This window comes from Niameybacter sp., from assembly GCF_036655075.1.
Classification (GTDB): domain Bacteria; phylum Bacillota; class Clostridia; order Lachnospirales; family Cellulosilyticaceae; genus Holtiella.
The window spans coordinates 46,393-57,694 of the sequence record NZ_JAVVQU010000007.1; the positions used below are offsets into that span (position 1 = coordinate 46,393).

Sequence of the window (11,302 nt, forward strand, 5' to 3'; positions counted from 1 at the left end):
TCTTTTCCCTAATTGTCTTAAAATACTCTATTTAAATAACTTTATTTGAAATCATTTATTTGAAGTAATCCACACCTGCTTGGAATAACTTTTGGTCTTTGTTGCCGGGAATATTGATATGTACACATTCGCCTACTCGCTCACTGTGTCCCATTTTACCAATAATACGTCCATCTCTTGAAACAAGTCCTTCAATATTATACAGACTACCATTTACATTGACAGAGCCCGCTTTAGATGGGTATCCACTCGCATCTACATATTGGCTAAAGATTTGACCATTTTTCACAAGTTCATCTAATACTGCTTGTGGTGCTACAAAGCGTCCTTCTCCATGTGAAAGAGGCATTTCGTATTGCTCACCCACTTGAACATTGCTAAGCCAAGGTGAGGCTACACTTGTAATCTTTGTTTTTGCAAGCAATGAAATATGTTTACCAATCGTGTTATAAGTAAGCGTTGGCTTGTGCTCATCCATCTCACAAATTTCACCATATGGAAGGAGTCCTAATTTGACAAGTACTTGGAATCCATTACAAATACCAAGTGCTAAACCATCTTGTTCATAAAGGTGTTTCATCACAGCTTCTTGCAGACGTTCATTTCTAAAAGCAGCTGCAATAAACTTAGCACTACCGTCGGGTTCATCCCCTGCTGAGAATCCACCTGGGAAAGCTAGAATTTGGGCTTCACCAATAGCTTCTGCCATACGGTTAAGGGATGCATCAATAGCTTCTGGTGTACGATTTAAGAAAAGCACTTGTTCTACATCTGCTCCAGCTTTTCTAAAGGCACGTGCTGTATCTTCTTCACAGTTTGTTCCTGGGAATACCGGAATAACAACTTTTGGCACAGCAATTTTATGTTTGGCAATATAAAGATTTGGTTTTTCGCTGTAAGTCGCATCTTTTTCTTCTAACTCATTTTCAGCTTCTGTTGTAAATACTTTAGAAAGTGGTACATCAAGTGCTGTTTTCACGTCATCTAGTCTTACTTCTACTTGATTAATACTTAAGACTTGCGCCGCTACTGTCTCACCTATTACTGTAAATGCCTCACCTGTAAGTGTACTTGCTACTGCTTCGCTTACTTCTAAAACAAGGTCTCCGTAAGCCGCTTCAAAAGCACCTACTTGTAAAGTTTCTGTATTCACTTTAGCACCTAAGTCATTTCCAATTGCCATTTGGCTAAGGGCCGCTACAAGACCACCTTTACCAATAGCATAGCTACTTGTCACTTTTTGTTCTTTCATCAGACGGTGTACGTTCGCATAAACATTTTTCATGGTTTCAAAGTCTGGTACTTTGTCTTCACCTACTGGAATATGTACATAAACCACTTTGTTACCGGCTGCTTTGAAGCTACCACTTACACAATACTTGGCATCCCCAATGTTGCAAGTGAAAGAGATAAGTGTTGGTGGGACATTTAAGTTTTCAAAAGTACCTGACATACTATCTTTTCCCCCAATAGCAGCAATACCTAAAGCTTTTTGAGCAATAAGCGTGCCTAAAAGTGCCGCTACAGGTTTGCCCCATTTAGTTTTATCTTCTCCAAGTCTTTCAAAGTACTCTTGGAAAGATAAGTAAGTATCTTCGTAGTTCGCACCAAGTGCCACAAGTTTAGCGACACTTTCTACAACAGCATACAAGCTTCCATGGAAAGGTGATGCTTCTGATAAGTAAGGATCAAATCCATGTGTCATATAAGTTGCTGCTGTTGTTTCCCCTTCAATCACAGGAATCTTAGCAACCATACCGACTTCTTTTGTACGTTGGTTTTTCCCACCATAAGGCATAAGTACACTTCTTGCACCGATGGTTGAGTCAAATTGTAAACCCAATCCTTTTTGGCTTGCTACGTTCAAATCTGAAAGCAGTTCTAAAATGTTTTCTTTTGTAAGTGTTCTTGTATCTTCACACCAGCTAGGTGCAGTAACATGAGCTGCTCTTTGTTGTGTTACCCCTGCACTGTCTAGGAATACACGGTTGATATTTACAATCTCTTGTTCACGCCATTTCATAATTAAGCGTTTCTCTTCAGTGACTACTGCCACTTGTACTGCATTTAAGTTTTCTGCTTCACAAAGAGCAATCACACGGTCTACATCTTGTGCTTCAATAGCAATAGCCATACGTTCTTGAGATTCTGAAATCGCAAGTTCTGTTCCATCTAAGCCCATATATTTTACAGGTACTTGGTCAAGATCAATGATAAGGCCTTCTGCAATTTCACCGATAGCTACACACACACCACCTGCACCAAAGTCGTTACAACGTTTGATATATGTAGAGAACTCTGGGTTTCTGAAAATACGTTGAAGCTTACGTTCTTCTACTGGATTTCCTTTTTGTACTTCACTACCACATTGTTTAAGTGAGTCTTCTGTATGTTCTTTAGAAGAACCAGTAGCACCACCACAACCGTCACGACCTGTTGCGCCACCAATAAGCAAGATGACATCCCCTGCTGTTGGCTCTTCACGTCTTACAGCATCTGACTTCACAGCCCCTACTACTGCACCCACTTCTAAACGTTTTGCAGTATACCCTGGATGGTAGTATTCTTTAACTTCCCCTGTTGCAAGCCCAATTTGGTTTCCATAGGAGCTATAACCGTTAGTTGCAGTTTGAGAAATCTTTCTTTGAGGTAACTTACCTGGAATAGTCTCCTCCATAGGTGCTGTTACATCTCCAGCGCCTGTTACACGCATAGCTTGGTACACATAACTACGTCCTGAAAGTGGATCACGAATAGCTCCACCAAGACAAGTTGCAGCTCCACCAAAAGGTTCAATTTCTGTAGGGTGGTTATGGGTTTCATTTTTGAAAAGTACTAAGTAGTCTTCCATTTTGCCACTTACTTCAATGGCTTTTTCTAAGGTACAAGCATTAATTTCATCAGATTCAACCATTTCTTTTAAGCCACCACTCGCTTTTAGATCCTTTACAATGATTGTTGCCATATCCATAAGGCTTACTTTTTTAGATTTATTTTGATAAAGGTTGTTGCGCATATTTTGATACATTGCATAAGCATCTTGAACCGGTTGACTTAAGTTACCTTCTTCAATGGTGATGTCTGTAAGCTCTGTCATAAAAGTTGTATGTCTACAGTGGTCTGACCAGTAAGTATCTACTACTTTAAGCTCTGTAAAGCTAGGCTCACGCTTTTCAGATTGGAAGTAAGATTGGAAGTAAGTAAGGTCTTCTAAACTCATAGCTAACCCATTTGCTTTTCTAAAAGTTTCAAGTGCTTCTTGTGAGTAGCTGTTAAAACCTTCAAGTACTTTGACATCTTCTGGAACAGGATAAGTAGCATCTAGCAAGTGTGTGGCATCTAATGCAACTTCTTCACTTTCAATTGGATTGATTAAATGTTTTTTGATGCGTTCCCTGTCCATTTGTTCTAACTGACCTTCAATGATATAGACTTTAGAAGCTTTCACCACTGGTGTAGCATGTGAGTCAATCGTTTTGATACATTGTACACATGAGTCTGCTCTTTGGTCATATTGACCTCTTAAAAAACTTGTCATAAAGATAAATCCAGAAGCGTTTGGCTTCTCCTCTTCATAGACAAAGTCACATTGTGGTTCAGAAAAAACTGTTTTTAAAGCTTTTTCATATACAGCTGTTGTAATACCTGCTACATCATAACGATTTAAAACGCGTACATTTTCTATATTTTTAATGCCTAAGAACTTTACAAGTTCACTTTGGACACGTTTGGCTTCTACGTTAAAACCCGGTCTTTTTTCTACATAAACAATAAAGTTTTCCATAAAGGTCCCCCCTGATTAAAAAGTCTATATTTTTCACTATAGTCTGCATTTCTTAATAAAAGGGTATCATACTTCTAGCTAGTTCGTCAACATTTTTTCGAACGATATATATATATTATTTTTTATAGTTCGGTATTTTCATCTTTAATTTCATTTTATCTTTATACCTCCTAATTATTGGTGGATTTAACCTCAAAAAACCGAACATTATATCCATATCATTCTTACAACCTTATTTTTCATTCGACATTACCCAAATAATGCTCCTAGCCCCGTAAATTCTAGCCCCTCACAAATTACATTTATAATAAAAAAGAAGTTTATAGACTCAAGTCTATAAACTTCTTTTAAGTGACCGCAAGCAGGCCACGCATCTTCTTTAATATACGCTTTTCAATACGAGACACTTGCACTTGAGAAATGCCCAAAAGCTCTGCAATTTCTGTCTGTGTACGGTCTTCATAATAGCGATACACAATAATTTCCTTCTCTATAGGCGCTAAGGCCTCTATGACTTGTCCCACAACAATGTGATCAATCATGTTATTTTGCTCTTGTGGGGCCTGGTCAATCTTATCTTCTAGCGTAATAGGTTTGCCATCTCCTTGATGGATAATAGCACTTAAGGATTCAATTTCAAGATTCGCTTCTAAAGCCACTAATACATCATCTACTGGTATATCCAAAGCTGCAGCAATCTCATTCATCGTGGGTTCACGATCAAGTGATCTACAAAGCTCTTCTTTCATACCTCTTGCTTTATAAGCAATTTCTTTAAGAGACCTACTGACTTTAATCATACCATCATCTCTTAAAAACCTTTTAATTTCTCCTACAATCATGGGTACAGCATAAGTGGAAAACTTAACATTATAGCTCAAATCAAATTTTTCTATACTTTTTAGAAGCCCGATGCTTCCTATCTGAAATAAGTCTTCTAGTTCATAGCCACGTCCTGTAAATCTTTTTACTAGACTCCATACAAGGCCTACATTTTCTTCAACTAAAATTTCCTTAGCTGTTTCATCACCTTGCTGTGCCTTCATAATCAGCTTGATTGTATGATCCATATACTCCCACCTTTCTACCAAATGTGTGGGGTCATCAATAGAAAGTTTTTGTCATTGTTACGCATGTGCCCTTACCCTCTTCAGAAACGACTTGTACAAGATCCATCATAGACTGCATAACAGTAAAACCAAGCCCTGCTCTTTCGTCATCTTCTGAAGTTGTATAAAGTGCTTTCATCGCTTCCTCTACATTTTTAATACCTTTCCCCTTGTCGATAACCTGAATCGTGACCATACGACCTTCATAGCCACATTTTATCCAAATGAGTTGATTAGGGTCTGCATTATAACCATGAATAATACTATTTGTCACAGCCTCTGATACAGCCATCTTCACATCATAAAGCTCGTCCACAGTTGGGTCAAGTTGTGATAAGAAAGCTGATACTGCAACACGTGCAAAAGCTTCATTTAATGAATTACTTGCAAACTCAACCTTCATTTCATTGGAATTTTCCATCTTAATTCCCCCTATTACACTTTATGCTAAACATTTAAAAGCATGTTCAAGGCTTTCATAAAGCCTGGTGAGCTTATAAATTCCGGATATACTCAAAATTTGGTCTACTTTAGGTGATACATTGTAAATCCCCACATATCCCCCACATATAGAGACCGTTCGATAGCGTCCCATCAATAATCCAATTCCCGAACTATCCATAAATACTACTCTTTCAAAATCAAACAAAATATTTCTTGCACGTCTTTTATGATATTCTCTATCCACTGACTCACGAATTTCTACAGACGTATGATGATCAATTTCCCCTGATAAAGTCACAATTAATGTTGTATCTTGCATACAAAACTCTATGTTCACAAGGCACCTCTTTTCTATATCCTGTTACTCCTATAGAATAGTATATTTTACATTTATTGTCAATGAATTTCTAATTTTTTACATTTGTTACTCATTCACTGACGCAAGCTTAGTCACACGCTCTTTAGCTTTCTTATAATAACTCGTGTCTGTGTATTCTTCTACAACCACATTATAAAACTGTACAGCTTTATGGATATTATTATTTTTTTCCTCTATTTGCCCCATATTATAGAGGGCACCTGCTGCGGTTTTCGTATCTGGAACAAAAATAAGTACTTTTTCAAACTGAAGCATAGCCTCTATGAGCTTCTCTTCCTTAAGCATCTTAGTTCCTAAACTAAATAATTCATCTCCTGCTTTAGGATAGACACTCTTTTTAAGCTCTTCACAAACTTTTTGTTGCTCAGATGATAAATCTGGCAAGGAAATGTTATTGAGTATTTCAGCTGCTTCCACCCACTTAGAAGCTTCTTTTAACTGTTCGGCTTGCCCTAATCTATTTATTTGCATCAGTCCATTATGTTCTTGTTTCAAGGCTATGTTTTCTGCAAGTAATTTTTCATTATTGCCTTCTAGTGTTATTTCTTTTATTTTGGCATTGTCTATAAAGGTATCAAATTCTACTTTTAAGCTCGCATTTTCCGCTGTTATATCATAGACTTTCTTCTCAAGCGCAGCCGTCTGACTAGGTACAATAAGACCTACACCTATTCCCAGCATGCATACTGCCCCAAATACAAAATACAAAATATAATGTGTAAAAAGACTTCCTCGATTAATAACCTTTTGAGGTTGAATATCTGTAGAAATATCTAAATCGTTAATATGTGGTGCAGAAATTGTTTTGCCAGATTCTTCTTGTTTCATATTTTTACTTTCTAGCATCCTCAAATATTCAAGTGCCTTCATATTATTTTTATCTTTTTTCAAAACATATTGAACTTGAGGCAGAGCCTTATGATCTTGCTTTTGAAGCAAATAGCATAAAGCGAGCAAATTACGTGCTTCTAAAAAGTTTGGATTCAAATAAATAGCTTTTTTCAAACGAATGACTGCTATATCATCATTTTTCTTTTGTAAATAATGCAACGCTCTGTTATATAAAGTTAAACTATCTTTATAAGCTTCTAACTGTCTTGGATTTTCTTGAAGCTTGTTCATATAATACACAGCCTCTTGATCTTCTTTGTCTAGAGCATCACTTAAAATCCATAGTTTTAAAGCCATAGCAACTTGCCCTGTTTCTAAGTAAATCAGCCCTAATAGGTTTTTAGCCTGTATATGATACTTATTAAAGTAAATAGCTTTTTCCAAACAAGTTATAGCATCTGACAAATAACGTCCTTTAGCATAGTTATAGGCCTGTCTATAGTAGGCATCACTTTTTTCGTAGACTTTCTCTACCCACCTTATGTTTTCCCCACATGTTTCACATACCGCTACACTACTTACTAGATGATTGCAATACGGACATCTCACTTGCATACATTAATTCCCCTGTTCGTTTACTTGTTTAGTCATCTTGATGAAATCTATAATATCTTTAATTTCCTCATTTCCGATATTATCCTCAATATGACCAACTTCTAATGTTGGTTTAAATTTTTCTAATTCTTTTTCAAAATCAATCATGGTGTACCCCTCTTCTTAAGTGATCATAAATTTCTCTTATTTTCATAGTACAACTAAGTTTTACTATAATCAATAATTATCTTGATATGAGCATAGTTTTTAGTTAACTTGACATTTCATCTTGTTATGACTAACCTATAAATAAGGAATTACGGTTCACTCAAGGAGGCTTACCCTGCATGAAAGAAATTGAAACTTGTACTTGCTCTATTATTCATGAAGATGTTGTTGAAAAAGTTAGACCTGCACTTTTAAAAGATGATGCAGCTTCGGATTTATCCAGCTTTTTCAAAGTATTTTCTGACCCTACACGCATTAAAATTTTAAGTGCACTGTTTGTGTGCGAAATGTGTGTATGTGACTTAGCAGCTTCTCTCAACATGACACATTCTGCTATCTCTCATCAATTGCGTACTTTCAAAGCTGCCAAGTTGGTTAAAGTACGTAAAGAAGGAAAAGTAGTCTACTACTCTTTGGCAGATTCCCATATTCAACAAATCTTCCACCAAGGTTATGAACATATCAGTGAAAATTAGCCTTTAATGACAAGGTGTTGTATTATTAAAATCTATAAGTTCCTATGAACAAAAGGCTTATGAAACGAGCACATTTTAATACGTTTCATAAGCCTTTTACTATTTTTCAGCTCATTTGTAATGCCTTGGCAATATGTAAAATATAAAGTTTGGCTGTATCTACTTTTTGAAGGGTATATAAGCTTCTACTGCCGACAGCATCTTCTAATTCATTAAAAATAAATTCACCCTTTTCATCTATAATAAAATCTACACCCACATAATCACATTTCAAATGCCTAAGTAGATTTCTCACTAATTCTTCTTGTTCTACTTTGAGCGTATAGCTTTCAATCTGTCCGCCTAAACAGTAATTCGCTCGAAAATCCACTTTGGAATAACGTCTGATGGCACCTACAATTTCATTCCCAATGACAAAGACACGCACATCTTCTCCTACATGCTTACATAGCTCTTGTATGAGCCACTCCTCCTTATCACAACATCCTAATAGTTCTTCAAACTGCAGCCGATTCTCCACTTTAAAGACTTCGTTCCCACCATGTCCTTCTGGGCTTTTGACAACAAAGGGATAGTCAAAGGGGACACTTGTTGTATCCATAAATCTTGGGTAAAACATCATAGTCTGAAGCGCTTTCATTCCAAGTCCACTTGCAAATTGGTGAGTGTACCCTTTGTGATTGGCAATATAGGTGACTTCACTTGAATTAAATACCCTAATCCCCATCTGCTCAAACTGTTTGCCCAGTATACTTTCTCTTGTTCGATTGATCACAAATGCTATAGCTTGTACCCGTTCTTCCTCCACCATAACCCAAAGTCCAGCTTGGTCCATACCCATTTGCATATCCTCAAAGCAAACACACTGTATCTCCAAGCCTTCTTCCTTGCCATAGTCTACCAGCATTTTGGCATAACTTATATTCTTTTCATAATCTTCTCTTTTATAAATCAGTAAGCCCTTCATCGTTTGTCACTTCCTTTACAATATAAGCCATAATCTTTTCAGCAATATTAATCCCTGTCAACTCTAAAATATTTTTAATGTGGGCATTAGAGTTGACTTCGCACAAAATAGGTGTTTCATCTGGCCCAAACATTAAGTCTACTCCAGCAAAGTCTAGTCCTAGCTGCCTACATACCTGACATGCCATTTCCTTAAAAGCTTCCGATGGTTCGTAGTGATACATCTGTCCACCATTTGTAATGTTGGCTCTAAAATCTTCTTGATTACAGCGCATCATGCTAGCAACCACTTTCCCTCCTACTACATGGATTCTCACATCCCGGCCTATACTTGTGCAGATAAAAGCTTGGTATAGATGAGGTACATCAATTACCTTTTTCCTAATTGCTATAAGTTCTTGACGGTTGCGTGCCAAATATACTTGCATCCCAAAAGAACCATAGCACTCTTTAATGACCATAGGGTAGCCTAATTCACTTTCAAGCTGACTGATATAAGCATCCTCTTTGTCGCCCTCATACATTCCTTTAAATACGAGAGGTGCAATCCTTGTGATAGGACATGCAATTCCACTTCCAACTAAACTTTCTAAAGTCATTGCTTTATTGTCACAGACTTCTATAGCATGAGCAGAGTTAAATACGCGCAGCCCTAGCCTTTCTAGCTGCCTTGCAAGCATAATATCCTTATCTAAAAATAAAACAAAGCTGATATCTTTTATACTTTTATTAATAAAAGGACTATGGTCTATTTGAAATCCATACACAATTTCATCCGTATACCATACTTCTAATGTTATTTTTACTTTTTCACTGGCCACTTTGTAGAGCCTAGTTATTTCTTCAAATTTCTCTGTCCGCATATAGCCATTTACAATAAGTACACCTTTTGTCATTTTTCTTACCAACTCCTTCTATGTGCTTATTGTACGTACAATTTCCAAAAAAGGCAACACTCCTTCTACAAAGCAATAAAAAAGTGGAGCCCTTATTATAGGCCCCACTGTCTACTATCTATACCTTTTTATCCTCTTCTACTAAATCGTCTTCTATCTTATCAGCAGACTCTAAAAATTCAGTTATGGGGATATTCACTTCTATAAATTCTGAATCTTGTATAGATGCTTCCTCTTCTTCTGTAAGTGTATCCTCATCTAAAACTGGTTCTTCCCATTCCATTTGCTCATTGTTTTGTTCATCGCTTTCTTCATCTTCATAGTTTTCTTCATCTTCATCATCCTCTTCTCCCATCTCTTCCTCATACATAAACGTGTCATCGTCATCTGGAAAAACGGGAGGAAATGTATGTGTTTGTTGTTCTGAAAGTATAAAAACAATGATGACACAAATCACCAACAAAATAATAAGAACTATAGGACTCATCATAAACCTCCTGGGGATCACACTATCACTATCAACATATGATACTTTTAACCCAAACATACCTGATGACAAGCCTTTATTTAACCTTTATACAAGTCGATTGCGTACTTTACCACTTGTGAAAGCTTCAATATTTAGAGCAACCTCATGTACTAATGTACGTCTAGCTTCTACACTTGCCCATGCAATATGAGGAGTGACTAACCACTTTGCTGGGTCTACATCATACAGTGGATGATTAGCCTCTATAGGCTCTTTTTCTAAAACATCTAGTGCCACACCACGTATTTGATTAGCCATTAATGCTTGTGCAAGTGCACTTTCATCTATAATTTTGCCACGCCCTACATTGATCAGTATGGCTGTCTCTTTCATTTTTTCTAATGCTTCTTTCCCAATTAAGTTCTCTGTATACTCATTGAGTGGGGCATGGATAGAAATGACATCACTTGTCTTTAACAAAGTCTCTAAGTCTACGCAAGGATACCCCGCCTCATGGTTTTTTCCTGAGGTGGAATAATAGATCACCTTTGTACCAAACGCTTCAGCCAATCTTGCCACCGCTTTGCCTATATCACCCATTCCTATGATTCCCCACGTTTTGTCTGTCAGTTCATAAAAAGGTCTAGCAATATAGACAAATGTCTCACTTGTAGCATAAGCCTTAGACTTTACATAATGGTCATAGAAACTTAGCTGCTCAAGGAGATTAAATAACATGGCAAAAGTATGCTGTGCCACACTCTTGGTAGAATAGCCTGCCACATTGACAACCCCTATACCACGCACCTTGGCATAGTCTAAATTAATATTGTTGAACCCTGTAGCAAAAAGGGCAATGAGTTTTAACTTGCTTGCTGCCTTTAAGTTGGTCTCATTTAAAAGGACTTTGTTTACAATGACTACATCAGCGTCCTGTATGCGCTCCTCTACCTCTTCTGGTGCAGTAAGTGGATAAATCTCTACTTCTCCTAATGCTTGTATGGAACTTAAATCAATGTCATCTCCCAATGTTTGGGCATCTAAAATTACAATTTTCATTTTTCTTCCTCCTTTAGTTCATTTTATATCTCTTTACTTTTTATATCTCTTTACTTTTTATATCTCT

Annotated in this window: 11 protein-coding genes; 1 reads left to right on the plus strand and 10 read right to left on the minus strand. The window is 36.9% G+C overall.

What is annotated here, in order from left to right; genetic code table 11:
• Positions 1–55 precede the first annotated feature (55 nt).
• From RRY75_RS03550 to RRY75_RS03575, 6 genes are all read right to left on the minus strand, one after another.
• Positions 56–3,784, minus strand: a complete 3,729-nt coding sequence (locus RRY75_RS03550) for a phosphoribosylformylglycinamidine synthase (protein ID WP_332527383.1) — start codon at positions 3,782–3,784, stop codon at positions 56–58.
• A gap of 347 nt (positions 3,785–4,131) precedes the next feature.
• Positions 4,132–4,854, minus strand: a complete 723-nt coding sequence (gene sigF / locus RRY75_RS03555; protein ID WP_332491557.1) for an RNA polymerase sporulation sigma factor SigF — start codon at positions 4,852–4,854, stop codon at positions 4,132–4,134.
• A gap of 34 nt (positions 4,855–4,888) precedes the next feature.
• Entirely contained in the window at positions 4,889–5,314 is a 426-nt protein-coding gene (gene spoIIAB, locus RRY75_RS03560; RefSeq protein WP_332491558.1) for an anti-sigma F factor, read from the minus strand.
• Between the two features lie 21 nt (positions 5,315–5,335).
• The gene (locus RRY75_RS03565) at positions 5,336–5,674 is read right to left on the minus strand and encodes an STAS domain-containing protein (protein WP_332491559.1); all 339 of its coding nucleotides are present in this window, start codon (positions 5,672–5,674) and stop codon (positions 5,336–5,338) included.
• A gap of 87 nt (positions 5,675–5,761) precedes the next feature.
• The gene (locus RRY75_RS03570) at positions 5,762–7,162 is read right to left on the minus strand and encodes a tetratricopeptide repeat protein (protein WP_332491561.1); all 1,401 of its coding nucleotides are present in this window, start codon (positions 7,160–7,162) and stop codon (positions 5,762–5,764) included.
• A 3-nt stretch (positions 7,163–7,165) separates the two neighbouring features.
• Complete coding sequence (locus RRY75_RS03575; protein ID WP_332491563.1) at positions 7,166–7,309, minus strand: hypothetical protein; 144 nt, start codon at positions 7,307–7,309, stop codon at positions 7,166–7,168.
• A gap of 179 nt (positions 7,310–7,488) precedes the next feature.
• Here RRY75_RS03575 and RRY75_RS03580 point away from each other — a divergent pair, with 179 nt between their 5' ends.
• A complete protein-coding gene (locus RRY75_RS03580) occupies positions 7,489–7,845 on the plus strand; it encodes an ArsR/SmtB family transcription factor (protein ID WP_332491565.1) in 357 nt (118 codons plus the stop codon).
• Positions 7,846–7,951: 106 nt separating this feature from the next.
• Here RRY75_RS03580 and RRY75_RS03585 read toward each other — a convergent pair whose 3' ends face one another.
• The 4 genes from RRY75_RS03585 to RRY75_RS03600 form a co-directional block, all read right to left on the minus strand.
• Positions 7,952–8,812, minus strand: a complete 861-nt coding sequence (locus RRY75_RS03585; RefSeq protein WP_332491567.1) for an ATP-grasp domain-containing protein — start codon at positions 8,810–8,812, stop codon at positions 7,952–7,954.
• Positions 8,790–9,707 (minus strand): ATP-grasp domain-containing protein, encoded by a 918-nt coding sequence (locus tag RRY75_RS03590; RefSeq protein WP_332491569.1) that lies wholly within the window; start codon positions 9,705–9,707, stop codon positions 8,790–8,792. Before RRY75_RS03590 ends, RRY75_RS03585 begins: the two co-directional genes overlap by 23 nt.
• Positions 9,708–9,825: 118 nt before the next feature.
• Positions 9,826–10,194, minus strand: coding sequence for a hypothetical protein (locus tag RRY75_RS03595; RefSeq protein ID WP_332491571.1), 369 nt, complete (start codon positions 10,192–10,194; stop codon positions 9,826–9,828).
• An 87-nt stretch (positions 10,195–10,281) separates the two neighbouring features.
• The gene (locus RRY75_RS03600; RefSeq protein WP_332528262.1) at positions 10,282–11,235 is read right to left on the minus strand and encodes a D-2-hydroxyacid dehydrogenase; all 954 of its coding nucleotides are present in this window, start codon (positions 11,233–11,235) and stop codon (positions 10,282–10,284) included.
• Positions 11,236–11,302: the final 67 nt, after the last annotated feature.

Bases quoted from the DNA above. Each gene is read 5' to 3' on its own strand.
- RRY75_RS03575 (WP_332491563.1), bottom strand. From the start codon at position 7,309: ATGATTGATTTTGAAAAAGAATTAGAAAAATTTAAACCAACATTAGAA.
- RRY75_RS03550 (WP_332527383.1), bottom strand. From the start codon at position 3,784: ATGGAAAACTTTATTGTTTATGTAGAAAAAAGACCGGGTTTTAACGTA.
- RRY75_RS03585 (WP_332491567.1), bottom strand. From the start codon at position 8,812: ATGAAGGGCTTACTGATTTATAAAAGAGAAGATTATGAAAAGAATATA.
- RRY75_RS03595 (WP_332491571.1), bottom strand. From the start codon at position 10,194: ATGAGTCCTATAGTTCTTATTATTTTGTTGGTGATTTGTGTCATCATT.
- sigF (WP_332491557.1), bottom strand. From the start codon at position 4,854: ATGGATCATACAATCAAGCTGATTATGAAGGCACAGCAAGGTGATGAA.
- RRY75_RS03580 (WP_332491565.1), top strand. From the start codon at position 7,489: ATGAAAGAAATTGAAACTTGTACTTGCTCTATTATTCATGAAGATGTT.
- RRY75_RS03600 (WP_332528262.1), bottom strand. From the start codon at position 11,235: ATGAAAATTGTAATTTTAGATGCCCAAACATTGGGAGATGACATTGAT.
- spoIIAB (WP_332491558.1), bottom strand. From the start codon at position 5,314: ATGGAAAATTCCAATGAAATGAAGGTTGAGTTTGCAAGTAATTCATTA.
- RRY75_RS03590 (WP_332491569.1), bottom strand. From the start codon at position 9,707: ATGACAAAAGGTGTACTTATTGTAAATGGCTATATGCGGACAGAGAAA.
- RRY75_RS03570 (WP_332491561.1), bottom strand. From the start codon at position 7,162: ATGCAAGTGAGATGTCCGTATTGCAATCATCTAGTAAGTAGTGTAGCG.